The organism is Flavobacterium glaciei, assembly GCF_003350545.1.
Classification (GTDB): Bacteria; Bacteroidota; Bacteroidia; order Flavobacteriales; family Flavobacteriaceae; genus Flavobacterium; species Flavobacterium glaciei.
In genome coordinates this window covers 277,026-295,372 of sequence record NZ_QQBA01000003.1, presented here as the reverse complement: position 1 = coordinate 295,372, position 18,347 = coordinate 277,026, and the positions used below count along the sequence as shown (strand labels likewise).

General features: G+C 33.6%; 17 protein-coding genes and 1 pseudogene. 7 read left to right on the top strand and 11 right to left on the bottom strand.

Going from position 1 to position 18,347, the window contains the following annotated elements; translation table 11 throughout:
• Positions 1–135: 135 nt before the first annotated feature.
• The 6 genes from DFR66_RS04775 to DFR66_RS04750 form a co-directional block, all read right to left on the bottom strand.
• Positions 136–2,289 (bottom strand): TonB-dependent receptor, encoded by a 2,154-nt coding sequence (locus DFR66_RS04775; protein ID WP_114753696.1) that lies wholly within the window; start codon positions 2,287–2,289, stop codon positions 136–138.
• 237 nt (positions 2,290–2,526) lie between these two features.
• Positions 2,527–2,928 (bottom strand): alternative ribosome rescue aminoacyl-tRNA hydrolase ArfB, encoded by a 402-nt coding sequence (arfB, locus tag DFR66_RS04770; protein WP_114753695.1) that lies wholly within the window; start codon positions 2,926–2,928, stop codon positions 2,527–2,529.
• Between the two features lie 5 nt (positions 2,929–2,933).
• The gene (locus DFR66_RS04765; RefSeq protein WP_114753694.1) at positions 2,934–5,054 is read right to left on the bottom strand and encodes a DUF4301 family protein; all 2,121 of its coding nucleotides are present in this window, start codon (positions 5,052–5,054) and stop codon (positions 2,934–2,936) included.
• Positions 5,009–5,638, bottom strand: a complete 630-nt coding sequence (gene pnuC, locus DFR66_RS04760; RefSeq protein ID WP_114753693.1) for a nicotinamide riboside transporter PnuC — start codon at positions 5,636–5,638, stop codon at positions 5,009–5,011. The genes DFR66_RS04765 and pnuC overlap by 46 nt, the downstream gene beginning before the upstream one ends.
• Positions 5,639–5,641: 3 nt before the next feature.
• Positions 5,642–6,358, bottom strand: coding sequence for a geranylgeranylglyceryl/heptaprenylglyceryl phosphate synthase (locus DFR66_RS04755; RefSeq protein WP_114753692.1), 717 nt, complete (start codon positions 6,356–6,358; stop codon positions 5,642–5,644).
• A gap of 112 nt (positions 6,359–6,470) precedes the next feature.
• The gene (locus DFR66_RS04750) at positions 6,471–7,109 is read right to left on the bottom strand and encodes a 4'-phosphopantetheinyl transferase family protein (RefSeq protein ID WP_114753691.1); all 639 of its coding nucleotides are present in this window, start codon (positions 7,107–7,109) and stop codon (positions 6,471–6,473) included.
• A gap of 250 nt (positions 7,110–7,359) precedes the next feature.
• On the opposite strand from DFR66_RS04750, the gene ahcY reads away from it, so the two are divergent.
• Entirely contained in the window at positions 7,360–8,676 is a 1,317-nt protein-coding gene (gene ahcY, locus DFR66_RS04745) for an adenosylhomocysteinase (RefSeq protein WP_114753690.1), read from the top strand.
• A 607-nt stretch (positions 8,677–9,283) separates the two neighbouring features.
• Complete coding sequence (locus tag DFR66_RS04740; RefSeq protein WP_146841091.1) at positions 9,284–10,330, top strand: hypothetical protein; 1,047 nt, start codon at positions 9,284–9,286, stop codon at positions 10,328–10,330.
• Between the two features lie 167 nt (positions 10,331–10,497).
• Here the strand turns inward: DFR66_RS04740 and DFR66_RS04735 are convergent.
• Positions 10,498–10,689: pseudogene (locus tag DFR66_RS04735) on the bottom strand (50S ribosomal protein L27); the annotation flags it as partial.
• A gap of 170 nt (positions 10,690–10,859) precedes the next feature.
• Between DFR66_RS04735 and DFR66_RS04730 the strand changes: the two are divergent.
• Complete coding sequence (locus DFR66_RS04730; protein ID WP_114753688.1) at positions 10,860–11,198, top strand: DoxX family protein; 339 nt, start codon at positions 10,860–10,862, stop codon at positions 11,196–11,198.
• Between the two features lie 7 nt (positions 11,199–11,205).
• On the top strand, positions 11,206–11,544 hold the full coding sequence (locus tag DFR66_RS04725) for a DoxX family protein (RefSeq protein ID WP_114753687.1): 339 nt from the start codon (positions 11,206–11,208) through the stop codon (positions 11,542–11,544).
• Between the two features lie 180 nt (positions 11,545–11,724).
• On the opposite strand, the gene rpmA is transcribed toward DFR66_RS04725, so the two are convergent.
• Positions 11,725–11,991: a 50S ribosomal protein L27 gene (gene rpmA / locus DFR66_RS04720; RefSeq protein ID WP_086453627.1), complete on the bottom strand. Its 267-nt coding sequence runs from the start codon at positions 11,989–11,991 to the stop codon at positions 11,725–11,727.
• Positions 11,992–12,023: 32 nt separating this feature from the next.
• Positions 12,024–12,659 (bottom strand): 50S ribosomal protein L21, encoded by a 636-nt coding sequence (gene rplU / locus DFR66_RS04715; protein ID WP_114753686.1) that lies wholly within the window; start codon positions 12,657–12,659, stop codon positions 12,024–12,026.
• A gap of 240 nt (positions 12,660–12,899) precedes the next feature.
• On the opposite strand from rplU, the gene DFR66_RS04710 reads away from it, so the two are divergent.
• Complete coding sequence (locus tag DFR66_RS04710) at positions 12,900–14,225, top strand: M16 family metallopeptidase (RefSeq protein WP_114753685.1); 1,326 nt, start codon at positions 12,900–12,902, stop codon at positions 14,223–14,225.
• A gap of 11 nt (positions 14,226–14,236) precedes the next feature.
• Positions 14,237–16,285, top strand: coding sequence for an insulinase family protein (locus tag DFR66_RS04705; RefSeq protein ID WP_242008627.1), 2,049 nt, complete (start codon positions 14,237–14,239; stop codon positions 16,283–16,285).
• A gap of 81 nt (positions 16,286–16,366) precedes the next feature.
• Here the strand turns inward: DFR66_RS04705 and DFR66_RS04700 are convergent, their stop codons facing one another.
• Positions 16,367–17,233 (bottom strand): DMT family transporter, encoded by an 867-nt coding sequence (locus DFR66_RS04700; RefSeq protein WP_114753683.1) that lies wholly within the window; start codon positions 17,231–17,233, stop codon positions 16,367–16,369.
• Between the two features lie 108 nt (positions 17,234–17,341).
• Between DFR66_RS04700 and DFR66_RS04695 the strand changes: the two genes are divergently transcribed.
• Positions 17,342–17,719 (top strand): heavy-metal-associated domain-containing protein, encoded by a 378-nt coding sequence (locus DFR66_RS04695; protein WP_114753682.1) that lies wholly within the window; start codon positions 17,342–17,344, stop codon positions 17,717–17,719.
• A 62-nt stretch (positions 17,720–17,781) separates the two neighbouring features.
• Here the strand turns inward: DFR66_RS04695 and gldD are convergent, their stop codons facing one another.
• Positions 17,782–18,345 carry a gliding motility lipoprotein GldD gene (gldD, locus tag DFR66_RS04690; protein ID WP_114753681.1) on the bottom strand — a complete coding sequence of 188 codons (564 nt, stop codon included), beginning with the start codon at positions 18,343–18,345 and terminating at the stop codon, positions 17,782–17,784.
• Positions 18,346–18,347: the final 2 nt, after the last annotated feature.

The window sequence follows — 18,347 nt, the reverse complement described above, 5'->3', positions numbered from 1 at the left end:
CGCTTATAACGGATGTTTAAAATCCTGTTATAAGCGTTTCTTTATTGTCTAAAAAACGACTCTAATCAAAATAAGCGAAGTTTTTCAGTGCCCTCAGCGAACCATCAGGATTTACTCCAATTACAAACTCTTCTTTTAAAACTTCAGGGTAAAACCTAGCAAGAAATTAGTTCCTGCTTGCGGATAGTAATACGGATAGATATCGTACATGTACCCATTTGAAACGTATTTTTTATCTAAAAAATTGTTTACTAAACCCGTCAACACTATTTCTTTGAAGATGGTTTTAGGTTTAAAAGTGTAGGCAACATTTAAATCATTGACAAAATAATCCGCCAACTTAGCAGCCGGTAATTCAATGTTATTCATGTATTGTTCGCCCACAAATTTTTGCAACCATGAAATATGGAGATTTTCCACTGGGGTATAGACCAAAATATTTCCTGCAATAATCGATGGAGAATATGCGATTTCAGTTGTTCCATAATCCTGACCTTCTACCGCTAAATCAATATTTTTATTAGCACTCAATGTAAAATTAGGACGAATAATCAATTGATCTGTCAACGCTATTGTAGCATCAACTTCAAGTCCTAAACGATAACTTTTTTCACTGTTAGAACGTATTGGAGCGCCTACATCATCTAAATTTCCCGTCAAAATCAATTGGTCTTTGTAAGCCATATAATACACATTGGTATTGAATTGTACTTTTTCAGCAACATATCGCCAACCCAATTCAAAATCATTCAGCTTTTCTGGCTTTACATTTCCGCCTTCGTAATCACTCCTATTTGGTTCGCGATTGGCTCTGGCATAGGATAAATAGACAGAATTTCCAGAATTGATTGTGTAAGTTAATCCCGTTTTAGGGTTAAAGAAATTAAAAGTATCATCTACAAGTGTGGGCTGAACACCATTAGCTTTGTAATTGACGGATCTATATTGCAAATCTCCAAATAAACTTAGTTGCTCTGTGATTTGGAAATTGGCTTTGGCAAAAAGATTTCCATCGGTTTTATTAGCATAATCATCATAATACCGGTCTCCTAACTCAGTCTGTGAAGCATTTCGTGCCCAAACAACTGTTCCAAAATGGTCACCTTCATATTTGTTCCAACCACCACCAAAAATCACATCCCATTTTTCATCTTTATAATTAGCAGAAAACGTAGTTCCATAAAAATCATTATCTAACCATTTTTGACGCACTAAATCCGTTGTTGTAATAGCGCCAACTGGCTGTAATCCGTAATCGGAAAAATCAGCATCTTCTTTGTAATTTTCGTAATAACCTTTTCCTTTAGTGTAATGCAACGCAAAATTAGTACTCCAATTTTCGGATATTTTTTCGTTCCAGAGCAATTGTAAGTGATCTTGCTGGTAATTGTCGGTTTCATTGTCATAAAAACGTGCATTCCCTTGTTCGTCCGTGAAGGCACCTGCTGAATTAAACGTTCGGTCATTTTGTAATGTTTCACCATCTATCCCGTTCCAAGACTGGTACGTTTTTTCGGTTCCACCAAAAACCAATGCTTTTATCAAAGTCGTTTTACCCACGTAGGTCCCCTGAAGAAAATAGGATTTTAAATCAGAAGCTCCGCGATCTACAAATCCGTCCGACTTAATAGCCGACAAACGCCCTGCGATTTCGAAGTGGTTATTCATCAAACCTGTACTAAATTTTACCGTGTGTTTTCTGGTATTGAAACTGCCCATCGAATTTGAGATTTCACCCGAACTATCTTTGGCAAAATTATCCGTCAACATATTTAAGCTGGCACCAAAAGCTCCCGCACCGTTAGTAGAAGTCCCTACACCTCGTTGCAATTGTAAACTCTCTACTGAAGAAGCAAAATCAGGCATATTAACCCAAAAAGTTCCATGACTTTCAGAATCATTGTATGGAATTCCGTTGATGGTAACATTTACTCTTGTCGCATCGCTACCTCGAACTCGAATTCCGGTGTAACCAACACCATTTCCCGCATCAGAAGTGGTAACAACTGACGGCAAATAATTCATCAGAATAGGGATGTCCTGCCCTAAGTTTCTAAATTTGATTTCCTTTTTTCCTAAATTACTAAAACTAACCGGTGTTTTTGTGGTAACCCGCACCGCTGATACCAAAACTTCATCCAGTTGGTTTAATTTCGTAGTGTCTTTTACTTGTGCAAAAGAGAGAAACGAAAATAGAGAAAATAAAATAGAGAATAGACGACTCAAAAGTATGTTTGAAGGTTTCGCCTTTGCGCTTTTGCGGCTTGTAAAATAAAATAAAGTATTCATCCGTAAATAAGATTACGAATAAAAGGGGGAATTATTCCTTTTGTTAAATTAATAAATGTTTGTTTCCTATGACAAATAGATAGTGTGCACGCTATTTTTTTGTCATTTTTTCCCTTAGCGACATTACTCGCCCAGGTTCGTTGGGTATGATCTCAGCTCGTTATTTAGAGCACCCCTTTGAGACAGCGCAAAACTAATTATAAATTATGAATTATAAATTATGAATTGGAATAATTTTTAAAAATCAGGTTTTCTACGTGTCTTTTTTACCTCAGAAACATTTTTTTTATCCTTTATTCGCTTTCTAATAACAGATTTAGGGATTCTGGTGGGCTTTCTTTCCTTTGGAACAAATAATGCATTTTTTATCATTTCCAAAAATCGTTTGGTAACAATATCTTTGTTTCTTAACTGACTTCTATCTTCATCACAATTCAAAATCAAAACAGCATCGGTTGTTAATCTGGAAGATAATTTGGTTTCAACTAAAAGTTTCTCCTCAACCGTTAGAGCCTGAGAATTCTTCAAATCAAAAGTTAATACTACTTTCGAGGAAACTTTATTTACGTTTTGACCGCCTGCTCCACTACTGCGGACGGCTTTAAAACTTAACTCTGATATGATTTTTTCGTTTTCCAAAATTATTACGGCTGATGTGCAGGTTTTAATAAATCATTAACTGTTTTTACGGGATTAAAAGTAATCAAAGGCACTTGTACAAATACAGTTATCCATTTTGCCATAGCTCCATTCCATAATCCGGGTAGTTCATAGGATTTAATATCCCTTCCAAAAGTAGTTTTCTCTACAATAAAACCACTATTATGATCTACAAATTGAGTTAAATCAAATTTTTCATTTTTATAATTTTTAATTCCACACACTAAATCTACAGGATTAAAGTGTGTAGATGCATTCAGCATTCCCATCTGACTTTCATTAGATAAATCTACTTGTGAGCTTTCAACAATTTGCAAAGTAATAGATCCTTTCTCATCTTTTACCCAATAAGGACCACCTCCCGCTTCACCTTCATTTTTTACCATACCACAAACTCTGATAGGCTTATTTAAAGCAGCTTTTATTTCAGTGATTTTATCTTCAAAACTAAGTTGGTAAAAACTATTGGGGATACTAATATTTAGTTTTTCTTGTAAAAAAAGTAAAACTTCTTCGCTTTCCTCCTGTTGAATTTCATCAACATCAATTGCATGCAAATACTTAAATACCTGCTGTTGCAATTCAATTAAAATTCCTGCTAGTGCTTTTTTATACAAAGCGTTTTTTTCAATATTATTTTGGATTACATTATCAATGTTTTTTATAAAAACAATATCCGCATCAAGATTATTTAAGTTTTCTATCAAAGCTCCGTGTCCCCCCGGTCTAAAAAATAATTTGCCGTTTTCATCTCTGAAAGGGTTGTTTTCAAAATCTACAGCTAAAGTATCCGTACTCTCATTTTGAAAAGAGTAGCTAACGTCTATTGCTATTCCAGCCTTTTTTTCTACTATTTCTTTAACGTCATTTATTGAAGTTTGAAACTGTGTCAAATGAGATTCTGACACCGTAAAATGTAAACTTGAATTTGAATTTGAGTTAGCATAATAGACACATTCATTAAGATGTTCCTCCACCGGTGTGTAAATATGATTTTCATATCTATGAAAAGGAAGTACACCTTTGGGCTTACCCGCAAAATTGAAATAATCCGTGGCTAACAGTAATTTTATGAAATAATAATTTTTATAATCACGATCTAGGGATTCAAAATCAATAAATTCCTCTCTTAGTTTTTTATCAACTGCCTCGAAAAACGGAAATTTTTCTAAACCAATAATAAAGACAGGGAGTTCTGTTTCTTTTTTTCTATTTATGTACGCATTAATCGTTTCGTTTTCGAGATCAAAATCCTTCAAAAAGCTAAGCAAAAACTTAAACATTCTTGTAGCTGCGCCAGATGCTGGAACAAATTTCTCAAGTTTAAAATTTGACTTATTCTCATCAAAAAGAACTGCCTTTTCATGGAAATTATTTTCAGATAATTTTAAAATACCATTGAATAAAGTTGCCGGTCCTACCAGATTACTCTTTGTTATTCCATTTCTAAAAAAATCAAGTTGTTGTTGAATGTTTTTTAATGAAACTCCTTTTTGATATATCTGAAGAAAATCAAGTGAAGAAAATCCCATTTCTTTAGCCTTTGTTAAATCATTGATAATCGCTACTGCTTTATTTAGCCGTAATTTTTTATCTCCTGAAAGAATTACAAATGGTTTTTTATTATCGATTAACGATTTTTTGAAAATTGCAAACACAGACTCCCTTTTATCTGGACAATCTCTTAAATCATCTTTTTCCCATGGAATGTCAATGTCCGTAAGAAAAAACAAGTCATATTCATGCTCGCGAGCAGCTTGATCTAATAATGGGTCACAATAATTATAATATACTTCAGAAAAAACCTTAGTAACTAATAAATTAGTGTCACAAAAAAGATATTTATTAGCAATTAAAGCAGTTTCATTTTCTAATTTGGTTTGCCCTAAAGCAATAGGAAGCAGGTCATCAATACTACAAACTTTTTCATCTAGATCCCATTTTTTTTGAAGATAGTCTCTTGCAAATTCAGGAACCCATTCTGTTTTATAATATTCCGCGAGTTGCTTTGCCAATGTGGTTTTTCCCGTACTTTCGGGACCAAAAAGAGCAATTTTAATTATTTTTGTAACTCCGTTTGAGAGCTGTCTGAGATTTTCTTCCATTCTAAATAGCCAAAAATGGCAACTATTGTAAATACTAAGTATTGAAAACTGGTAAAAGTAAATCCTTTTGAAAAATATAATGGAATAGAAATTACATCTCCAACAATCCAAAACACCCAATTTTCTACTTTCCTTTTAGCCATGAGCCACATTCCTACAAAGAAAATTCCTGTGATAAATGTATCTACATAAGCATACCAAGTGGTGAATTTTCCGAAATAATGATACACCGAAACCACAAAAGCGACAGTAAATATAAAAAGAATTATCGCAATTCGTTTTTCTGAACTCGAAATTTTTGAAATTGGGAATTCAACTGTATCATCTTTTTTACGAGTCCAATGGTACCAGCCATAAATACTCATCACAAAATAATAGCCATTAATCATCATATCGCCCCACAAAGTCCATTTCCAAAGCAAATACACAAATATAGAGGTACTTACTAATCCAGTTGGAAAAACTAAAATGTTGTCTTTTTTTGCATACCAAACGCTCAATAATCCAAAAACAACAGCAACAATTTCTAAGATAATATCTAATGTTGGGTATTCGCTGTATTGTGAAAAAAAGTATTCTATCATGAATTAAGGGTTAAAAAAATTAATATCTTTTTCAAAAGCCGTTCCTATAACAACTAAATCGGCTCCGGCATGATAAGCGTTTTGAATACCTTGCAAATCTACAATTCCACCTCCAACAAGTAACGGAATTTCAATATTTTGAGCAACTAATGCAATCATTTCTAATGGGACAGCTTGTTTAGCACCACTTCCCGCTTCCAGATATATTAACTTACTGCCTAACATTTCGCCAGCCTGAGCCGTAGCTAATGCAAATTCATGATTAGTTCTATCTAAAGGAATGGTTTTGCTCACTCTTTCTACGGCGGTTTCAGTTCCGCTTTCAATTAGGATGTATCCCGTTGAAATAATTTCGAGCTGAGTTTTTTTTAAAATTGGGGCTGCCTTTACCTGATGTTCTATTAAATAATCCGGATTGCGACCAGATAGTAATGATAAAAACAAAATAGCATCGGCTTTATCTGAAATTTGTGATGGATTCCCCGGAAAAAGAACGATTGGCAGACTACAATTTTGTTTGATTTTCACAATTAATTCATCAATAATAGTAGTTGTGACAATGCTTCCGCCAATGAATATATGAGTTGCAGGAGAGTCATTAATTTTTGAAATCAAAATAGATGAGCTCTCCAAAACTACTTTGTCTGGATCTAAAAGAATAGCGAGCAATTTTTTTTTTTCGCTTTTTGATTTTAAAATGTCATTATAAATATTTGTCATTTTTAGTACGCAGGTGAAGCGGATTTTACAGATTAATACAAATTATTCAACAGATTACTAGGACTACAATTTCTACTTCTTCCAAATCATTCAATAGGCCTGTGCCCAGCCATTATTTTTCGAAAGCATAAACTAAAGTAAAATCTTCAATTTCTTCAAAATGAATCTTAAAATCCTTAACCAGATTATCAGAATGAAGCGTGGCAATAGTTTGTTTAGCGCTGATACGAAAATTATCAACGCTTATGTGATCCTTGAAACTGATTCCTTTTTCATTTCTAATTTTAAATATTGCTTCTTTGGCACCCCAAATCACCGTTAATTTCCTAATGTAATCTTCGCAACTTATATCCAAAAATTGAAATTCTGAATCACAAAATTTATCAGCGATTCGTGTGATTTTTTCTCTTTGCATTTCGATGTCGATTCCTACTATTTCGTCACTAATAATAATTGCCGAAAAATTATGCGAATGTGTTATTGAAATATGCTTTTTTCCTTGTAAATGTGGTTTGCCGAATTCATCATAATACAAATCTAAATCGGTGTAGCCGGCTTCTTGTAATAATTTACGAACACTAAGAAAGGCGCGTTGGTGTATTTCGGATCTCATTCCGTTTAGCCTAATACGATTGTTCTCGTTTAAGATTACTTGTTCGAATAATTCCGCATAGGATTCGGTTACTTTCCAAACAAGAATTTGAGTGGTGGCGACGGTTTGAGATAAATTAATCGTTTTGAAAAGCGGCATCGTGTTCTGGTATCATTTTTTAGCCCCGGTAGCAGCGGCATCCTTTTTTCACGCTTTTTTGCGTGATAAAAGATATAGCGAATAACGGGAAATAGCTCCAGAAACTGAAACAAGATCAGCTTCATGAAATTATTTAGTTAATGTTCAAAAGATTAGCGAATTAAACAATTCACAAATCTTATAGAAAACAGTTAAATTCTAAAGTTATTACGTAAATTTGCAAAAAATTAAAATTACAAATATACTATAAATGAGTACTACAACTATGCCTTTTGTGGCTTTCAAAGTAAAAGACATTTCTCTAGCGGCTTGGGGAAGAAAAGAAATTGAACTAGCAGAAGCTGAAATGCCAGGTTTAATGGCGCTTCGTGCGGAATACAAAAACGAACAACCACTTGCTGGTGCTCGTATTGCAGGATGTTTGCACATGACAATCCAGACTGCGGTTTTGATTGAAACTTTAATCGCTCTTGGTGCTGAAGTTACTTGGTCTTCTTGTAACATTTTCTCTACTCAAGATCAAGCTGCCGCTGCTATTGCTGCTGCAGGAATTCAAGTTTATGCTTGGAAAGGTTTGAATGAAGAGGATTTTGACTGGTGTATCGAGCAAACATTATTCTTTGGTGAAGACAGAAAACCATTGAACATGATCCTTGATGATGGCGGAGATTTGACTAATATGGTTATTGATCGTTACCCACATTTAGTTGCTGGTATCAAAGGTTTATCTGAAGAAACTACAACAGGAGTTCATAGATTGTACGAAAGAGTAAAAGCGGGAACACTACCTATGCCTGCTATTAACGTAAATGACTCAGTTACTAAATCGAAATTTGACAACAAATACGGTTGTAAAGAGTCAGCAGTTGATGCTGTTCGTCGTGCAACGGATGTTATGCTTGCTGCAAAAAGAGTAATCGTTTGTGGTTACGGTGATGTAGGTAAAGGAACTGCGGCTTCTTTTAGAGGTGCTGGCTCTATTGTTACAGTTACTGAAATTGACCCTATTTGTGCTTTACAAGCTGCAATGGACGGTTTTGAAGTAAAAAAATTAGACACAGTTATCGCAACTGCTGATATTATCATCACTACGACTGGAAATAAAGATATCGTTTTAGGTTCTCATTTCGAAAAAATGAAAGACAAAACTATCGTTTGTAACATTGGACATTTTGATAACGAAATTGATATGGCTTGGTTGAATACAAACCACGGTGCATCAAAAATTGAAATCAAACCACAAGTTGACAAATACACCATTGCTGGAAACGACATTATCGTTTTGGCAGAAGGTCGTTTGGTAAACCTTGGTTGTGCTACAGGTCACCCAAGTTTTGTAATGAGTAACTCATTTACTAACCAAACTCTTGCTCAAATCGAATTGTGGAAAAACAGTGCTGCTTACAACAATGAAGTATACATGTTACCAAAACACCTTGATGAAAAAGTAGCAATGTTACACTTAGCTAAATTAGGTGTTGAATTAGAGACTTTACGTACTGAACAAGCGGATTATATTGGAGTTCCTGTTGAAGGTCCATTCAAACCAGAGTACTACAGATACTAGTCTTATTTGTCATTCTGACGATAGGAAGAATCCAAACCCTTGCAGTCCCGAAGTTTCGGGAGCAAGGGTTTTTTTGTTTTTGGGCATGACCCGTAGTCTCGTCCAAAAAGACGAGACTACGGGTCATGCTATACGCTGTATCTTTTATTGCGCTGCGCTTCATAAAAGGATGCCGCTACAAACGAAGTTCAATGAACTCCGATAAAAATAAAAGCGAAGTTGAGTAATCCCTCATGCGGAAGTATTTACAATAAAGCTTCTAGCCTTTTAAAGGCTAGAAGCTTTACAATAGTACACCTCGCAAAACTACACACTACACTTGAATCACAGCGTATCGAAAAAGCTAAATGTATTTCTACTAAAGCAAATGGACCAATCAAACCAGAGTACTATAGATACTAGTCTTATTTGTCATTCTGACGATAGGAAAAATCCAAACCCCAACCCTACTGCAATTTGAGAACTTTACATTGCGACATATCAGCTTTTCATAAGGGAAGAAAGACCACTAAATTTTAAGTCGCCCAAAAAAAATAAAATTGAAAGAATTTTACAATATATTTGATAAATGATACTAAAACATAGTTAAAAACCAATAGCAGCAAAAATGAAGCGACTACCATTATTATTTGTACTACTGATGACACAACTGTTTATTTTTGCTCAAAATAATGCGATTAGTCAATTCACCCACTCTCTAAGAGACATCGATCATAATGGATGCGTAAAAAGTATAACCAATCACAATTTTACATTCATCAAAAATAAAGAGACAAAAGATACTATCAAGTCTGTTAATAAAACACTTTTCAATAAAAAGGGAATAATAACAAAACAATTGAATTGCAATAATTCAGTCAATGACCCATGGCAAATAATTGAATACGACAACCAGGGAAGGGTACTAACTATTTCAAGAAAAGACAAAAACAGTATTTCTTTGTTTGCCAGACAATTTTTTAATAATTTTTCTGAACATCCTGATTCATTGAACTTTTATAATAGTGAAAAAAGAAAAACAAATCAGTACATAAACCACTTCGTTAAAAAACTTTTAGTTAAACAAGAATATTTTACTCAAGATACATTGAGACATTATAATACTTACCAATATGATAAAAAAAATAGAATAACAAAGGAGTCATTTATTAACACTGAAAACGGATGGGGAATTACGCTTGGCAAATCCATAACTGGTGACAAAGAGGAGAAAAGTCTAAGCCCTGATAACTACACGATATACGAATACACGAAGATTTTAGACACATTAGTATTTACAAAAACAAAATTTACTCAATTTCTAGAGTTAAAGAACATCAGAAAAGAACTAAAATCCTACAATTACGATATAGAAATTACAGAAGAATATAAAAATAATCACTTAGACAAATATACATACACTTATTCGACAAAAGATTCCATTTCTTCATCCAAATATTTCTTTACAAGCAAAAAGGAAATAGGTACGTTTTACAATTTGATTACCACTCCTAATAAAATAGTTTACATAAGCGACAATGATAAAAACAGTGAACACACCACAACAATACTAATAGAATTCGATAAATTTAATAACTGGATCAAGAAAACATATGTTTCAAAAAATGTTATCACACAATTATTTAGAAGAGAAATAGAGTACTACTGCCACTAGAAAGAATATGGATTTGAGAAATATTGAAACCAATATAATAATAATAATTGCAAGTACATTTACTTTAAAAATCATCTCAGACAACTTACTAATTCGGCAAAAAAGTAATTAAAACAAAAAAATTCATTTCTTTCGAAACGGGTTTTTAAAATAATGAACAAACCCAATTATGCTTCAATTTCAAATGGAAGGATAGAAACATCAGATATGTTATCTCTTTCCTTTTGGAGAAAAACTCCATCTACTCTTGCGTGTAGTGTGTGATTTTTACTGATGTAAACATTAGCACCTGGATTATGTTTTGAACCTCTTTGTCTTACGATGATGCTACCCGCAATAGCAGCTTGACCAACAAAAATTTAATTCTCATCATAATAAAAGTAAGAGCCCTTACTATTAAATCTACAATGGGATCAATATATTCTAAGTTTATGGTATATTTGAGTACATTATATAATTTATAGAAACAAAACTTAGTCAAAAAATATATTTATAAAATCAAAGAGGAAAACAACATAACCATAAAACTATGAATATTTATACTACTATTGCTCAACTTGTAATCGCGTTATCTGTAAGTTATGTATGGATTTTTAGGCTTGACAACATTAATGCCGAATTTAAACAATACGGCTTGTCTGATTTGACAAGAAATCTTGTAGGTGCTTCAAAAATAATTTTAGCAACCCTACTAACGACAGGAATATGGTTTCCTGAATTAGTGTTTATACCAGCGCTTTTAATGGCGTTTTTGATGGTTTGCGCACAATTTTTTCATTTTAAAGCAAAAAACCCTTGGCATAAACATTTTCCATCTTTATTCCTTTTGGCGCTATCCCTTTTTGTTGCGCTATTCGCTTCCAAATAAATAAAATATGAATTTCTTAAATGTACTTATTTGCTTTTCAGCAATCTCCTTTCTCATCTACGGAATCGCTTATTTTGTCTCCACCAACATGAAAAATGAATTCAAACGTTTTGGCCTTGAAAAGTTTGGAACGTTGACTGCCATCCTGGAATTGACTGGCGCTTTTGGTTTATTTATAGGTTTACAGAATTACACTATTTTAGTTTTTGCCTCTGGAGGCTTAACTTTGTTAATGTTACTTGGCGTGGGCGTGAGAATAAAGATGAAAGATTCTTTATTAGTTTCCTTACCCGCCTTTTTCTACTTTATATTGAATGCCTATATTTTATATAAAACCTTAGAATAAATCAATCAGAATTATAACCAATTATATCAAAGTCATAGTCAAAGAGCATTTTATATTTTGAAAAATATCAATTTTGACTATTGACACCCTTTCTAAGTAAGAAAACTGAAAAATTATAGTAAACAAAAAACCCGTCTCGTTATCAAACGAGACGGGTTTCTTAATAATTGAGAAAATCAATTATGCTTCAACTTCAAATGGAAGGATAGAAACATAAGATTTGTTATCTCTTTTCTTTTGGAAGAAAACAACTCCATCTACTCTTGCGTGTAGTGTGTGATCTTTACTGATGTAAACATTAGCACCTGGATTATGTTTTGAACCTCTTTGTCTTACGATGATGTTCCCAGCAATAGCAGCTTGACCACCAAAAATCTTAACACCTAAACGTTTTGATTCTGATTCTCTACCATTCTTAGAACTACCGACACCTTTCTTGTGAGCCATGACGTATTAGTTTTATATTTGTTAGTAATTAATTAAATAGCTTTACCACCATTTAATTCATCTTGTAATTTTTTTAATTCATCCATTTTACCATCTGCAGCTAATTGTGCTTGTTGAGCCCAAGTAGTTGGATCTAAATGAGATAATTTAGATTCAGATGCTTCTAAAATTGCTTTTACCGCATCAGCGCTTGTTTTTGCTAATTTAGAGAATGTAGTAATTCCAGCTTCAACTAATGCTTCTGCTGCTTTAGGACCAACTCCTTCAATTAATTTCAAATCATCAGCTTTTTTTGCTGCTTTTGGAGCTTTTGCTTCAGCAACTTTTTCAGCTTTTGGAGCTGCTTTTTTTGTACCTGATGCAGAAATACCTTCAATTACAATTTGAGTAAGATACTGTCTGTGACCGTTTCTCTTTTTGTATCCTTTTCTTCTTTTCTTTTTGAAAACGATAACTTTATCTCCTTTTAAGTGTTGTAACACTTTAGCTTCTACTGAAGCACCTTCTATAGCTGGGGCGCCTAAAGTGATTGTTCCGTTGTCATCTAATAAAAGAACTTTGTCAAAAGAAACTTTTGAACCTTCTTCATTAGTCAAACGGTTAACATAAACCTTTAAGTCTTTGCTTACTTTGAATTGTTGCCCTGCTATCTCTACGATTGCATACATACTGAATTGTTTTAATAATTTTTAAGGTTGCAAATATACAATTAAATATTTACCTAGCAATCTGTTGAATAAAAAAAATACTTTTTATGAAAAAACATCCATAATATCAAGCTTTTATAACTATTTCATGAAATAGTCCGCTGAACTAGTGTTAAATTTCTAACACTACTGAACATTATTGTGTAACAAAAAATTTGAAATCGCTACTAACCACACATAATCAACAAAATTATTAACCTTATGAAAAATTCATTAATGGCTTTAGGTGCTTTGTTTATGCTAGGAGGAGTCGCTTCAGCGCAGAAAGTAGCTTTTGAGGAATACAAATTAGACAATGGTTTGCACGTGATTTTGCACAACGATCCATCTGCTCCAACTGTTATTACATCAGTAATGTACCATGTAGGTGCCAAAGACGAAAATCCAGAAAGAACGGGATTTGCTCACTTTTTTGAACATTTATTATTTGAAGGAACTGAAAACATCAAACGTGGTGAGTGGTTCAAGATTGTAACTGGAAACGGCGGTGTAAACAATGCGAACACTACGGATGACAGAACCTATTATTATGAAGTTTTCCCTTCTAACAACTTAGAATTAGGTTTGTGGATGGAAGCAGAAAGAATGCTACACCCTGTAATCAATCAAATAGGTGTTGATACTCAAAACGAAGTAGTGAAAGAAGAAAAAAGACTTCGAGTTGACAATCAGCCTTATGGAAACTTTTTAGCGGAAGTAAAAAAGAATATCTTCACAAAACACCCGTACCGTTGGGCAACTATTGGTTCTATGAGCCATTTAGACGCTGCAACATTAGAAGAATTCCAAGCTTTCAACAAGAAATTTTATATTCCAAACAATGCTGTTTTGATTGTTGCCGGTGATTTCAAAAAGGAACAAGCTAAAGAATGGATTCAGAAATATTTTGGACCTATTAAAAAAGGAGCTGCTATACAAAGAGAAAAATTTGTTGAAGAACCAATTACTCAAACTATAAAAGCAAAATTTGAAGATGCTAATATCCAAATTCCTGCAATTGTAGCAGCGTATAGAACGCCTTCTATGAAAACTAGAGATGCGAGAGTACTTGATATGATTTCCTCTATCTTAAGTGATGGAAAAAGTTCAAGATTATACAAGAAAATTGTAGACGACAAGAAAATGGCTTTACAAATTGGTGCTTTTAGCAACAACCAAGAAGACTATGGAAGCTATATCATTTACGGTTTGCCACAAGCTCCAAATACTGCTGAGAGTATCCTTGCGGAAATCGACTTGGAAATTGCAAAACTACAAACAGAATTACTTTCTGAAAAAGATTTACAAAAATTACAAAACAAATTCGAAAACCAATACGTAAACAGCAACTCAACTATTGACGGTATCGCTGACAACTTGGCTACTTATCATTTGTTATACGGTGATGTAAACTTAATCAATACCGAAATCGAAATCTACCATTCTATCACTCGTGAGGAAATCAGAGATGTTGCCAAGAAATATTTAAATCCAAACCAAAGATTAGTTTTGGATTACGTTCCATCTAAAGACAAAGCTCAAAACTAAGATATATCATTATGAAAAAATCAATATTAATTTTATCAAGCTTGTTCTTAACAGTAATCATGCAAGGACAAATCATCCCTCAGCCAAAACCTGGCGTCGCTCCAACGATAAAAATTGGAAAACCGGTAACCTTTGAATTAAAAAATGGGTTAAAAGTTATGGTGGTCGAAAACCATAAATTACCTAGAGTATCATTTAGTCTTACTTTAGACAATGATCCGTACGCTGAAGGCGACAAAAAAGGTGTTGCTGATATGACTAGTACTTTAATTGGAAGCGGAACAACTAAAATCTCTAAAGAAGCTTTCAATGAAGAAGTAGATTTTCTAGGCGCCAACATCAATTTTAGCTCAAACGGTGCTTCGGCAAGCGCATTATCTAAATATTCTGGAAGAGTTTTAGAGTTAATGGCAGATGGCGCATTAAACCCTAACTTTACCCAAGAGGAATTTGACAAAGAAAAAACAAAACTTATTGAAAGCTTAAAAGCGAATGAAAAAAGCGTTTCAGCAGTAGCAGCAAGAGTTGTAGATGTTTTGACTTATGGAAAAAACCATCCTGCAGGAGAATATGTAAGCGAAGCTACTTTGAAAAATGTAACACTTGCTGATGTAAAAGAAAACTACAACAATTATTTTGTTCCAAGTAACGCTTACCTAATTATTGTGGGTGATGTGAAATTCAAGGAAACAAAAAAAATGGTAGAGAAATTCTTTGGTTCATGGAAAAAAGCAACTGCTCCTTCTATTACATATAGTGACCCTAAAGATGTTCCTCAAACACAAATCAACTTTATTGATATGCCAAATGCAGTTCAATCAGAAGTTGCGGTAGTAAACATTTCAAATCTTAAAATGACTGATCCTGATTATTTTGCTGTTTTAGTCGCAAACCAAATCCTAGGAGGTGATTTCAACAGTTACATTAATATGAATTTAAGAGAAGCTCACGGATGGACGTATGGTGCTAGAACTAGCATTTACGGAGACAAACGCGTTTCTACTTTTAATGCTTCTACTCAAGTTCGTAATGCTGTAACAGATAGTACCGTTGTTGAGATTTTCAAAGAATTTAAAAAAATCAGAACTGAAAAAGTAACTGACGAAATGTTAGCTAGCGTAAAAGCAGGATACATTGGACGATTTGTAATGCAAATTGAAAAACCACAAACGGTAGCAGGATACGCTTTGAGAATTCAAACACAAAACTTACCAGCTGATTTTTACGAAAACTACATTAAAAACATCAGCGCTGTAACAGCAGATGACATTTTAAGAGTAGCCAATAAATACTTCTTGGCTGACAACAGCAGAATTGTAATTGTAGGAAAAGCGGCTGACGTAGCTCCTAGTTTAGAAAAATTAAAATACCCAGTATCATATTTTGATAAATACGGAAACCCAACGGCTAAACCTGAATTCAAAAAACCGGTTCCAGCTGGAGTTACTGCAAAAAGCGTTATTGACAATTACATCAAAGTTATTGGTGGCGAAAAAGCTGCAATGGATGTAAAAACAATTGCAATGACTGGAACTACAACAATTCCACAAGCGCCTTCTCCTTTAAATTTTACTTCTAAGATTGATGCAAAAGGAAAACTTATGGTTGAATTAGCCATGGGAACAATGAGCTTGATGAAACGAGTTGTAAATGAAAAAGGAGCTTATGTTATGCAACAAGGGCAACGTCAAAACATCGAAGGAACAATGTTAACTGACATGAGAGCTGCTGCAACACCATTTGAAGAACTATCTCTTTCTACAAAACAAGGATTAACTTTAGAAACTATCGAGTCCATTAACGGAAAAGACGCATACGCTGTTAAGAACGGAAAAACTACTTTGTATTATGATGTAGTTTCTGGCTTGAAATTAGCTGATTCTAAAGTTATGGAACAAGGTGGTAAAAGTGTTACGCAAACTACTAATTATGGAGATTACAAAGAAGTAAAAGGAGTTAAGGTTCCTTTTAACATCATCCAAAATGTAGGTTTTGAATTGGATATAAAAATGTCTGACGTAAAAATCAATGAAGGAGTTTCAGATGCTGATTTTCAATAATCAAAATTTGAATTAATAAACAAAGGCTATCTATTTAGGTAGCCTTTGTTGTTTTATACTAATTAAACTGAATACTAAACACTACTTCTTAGCTGATAAATACACCCCAATTAATATAATAAAAGCACCAAAAAACTGTACAGGCGTAAGCATTTCATTATCTAATAATCCCCAACAAAAAGCAACTACAGGAATCAAATATGTTACTGACGTAGCAAAAACGGGTGAAGACATTTGGATCAATTTAAAAAACAAAATATTGGCAATTCCAGTTCCTACAACGCCAAGAATCATAATAAATAAAACCGATTCTTGCACTTTTACATCTTGCACCACTTCAAAGAAACCGGAGAAAAACAAGATGATGAATGCCGGAAAAAACAACACCATAAAATTCCCTGTAGTAATACTCAACGGACTCAAATCATGCAAATATTTCTTGATTAAATTGACATTAGTTGCATAACAAATAGACGCTATTAAAACCAAAATAGCATAGTAATAATTCTGTTCAGGATGATGAATAGCACCATTCAAGATCAACAAGGCACTTCCTAATAACCCAATTAGAATCCCAATAATCTGATTCCTTTTGAATTGCAAACCAAAAACCAAAGCGCCCAGAATTAATGTATTCAAAGGAGTTAGCGAATTCAAAATTGAACTCACAGAACTATCTATTTCGGTTTGGGCAATAGCAAATAAGTAAGCCGGAATAAATGTCCCGAATAGCGAAGTTAAGGCAATATATTTCCATTTGTATGTTGGAATTTTTGACAAACTTTTAAATCCTATCAATACTAAAAAAACAGCAGCAAATATGATTCGCAACGATCCCAATTGCAAAGCTGTCAAACCGATTAATCCTTTTTTTATTAATATAAATGAACTTCCCCAAACTAAGGCAAGTACCATCAAATACACCCATTTTAACTGCTTCGATTCCATAAAGATAATTTTGCCCCAAAATTGTAATTATTTTATGAATTAGTCCTTCTTTTTTTAATTAATTTTGCAAAACACAAATGTGATTTTAATCTTTTAAATTTCAATATAATGAATTTCAAAAAATCAATTGTAACGCTATTACTTACAAGTGTTGTATTTGTAGGATGTAAAGAGAAACCAACAGAAATAGGTTCAAAAGAAACTGAAACTACAGAAGCTCCAAAAGTTAAAAAGGAAATCGCAGCAGCTAATCTTCAAACAGCAAGTTTTTCTGTAGAAGGAATGACATGTGCTGTAGGTTGTGCCAAAACGATTCAAGAAGATTTGACCGGACTGGACGGCGTTCAAAAAGCAACTGTCGATTTTGAGACAAAATTAGCCACCGTAACTTTTGACAAAACGGTTCAAACTCCAGAAAAATTGACTAAAGTTGTAGAAGCCGCTGCTGATGGTAAAACATACAAAGTTTCGAATATGAAGTCTTAATTCAGACTTTCAAATTGTAAAAAAAAGCATTCGTTACTGGCGAATGCTTTTTTTGTGAAATATTATTTCCACTTCAAGGTTTCCATCAGTCGCTGCATGTCATTTTTGATATAACTTGCCGCCGGCATAATAGAATCATAATTGGGTTTTGCGTAAAAGTAAACGGAACCCGTCACAAAATGCTTCGTGCTGTCCGTAGCATAAAACTGTGAGTTGGTAGCCGCATTTCCTTCAACCTGATAAAACATACCGTACACTTTTTTTTCGGGATTCAAATAAGGCTGTTCCAGAATATCATCTGCTTTTATCACGTGTTCAAAAGTCAGTTTTTGTGCATCACGCAACAGTTCATTAATGTTTTTTGTGACTGGTTTATACGTCAAATAAATAGTTGCTTTCATTTTAGGATAGGTAATTGTAAAACCACAATCATTCTCTTTTTTGATAATCGCATCTGAATTCATTTCGAAAGCGTAAGAACATTCATTTTCGAAATTTACATATTTAGCTTCCGGATAATCCAATCGCAAATAGCCAGAAGGTTTTGGCAAGACATCATCTTTACAACTAAAACTCAAGAATGAGACTGCAATTATTGCCGAAAAAGTGATTATTTTTTTTAACATTT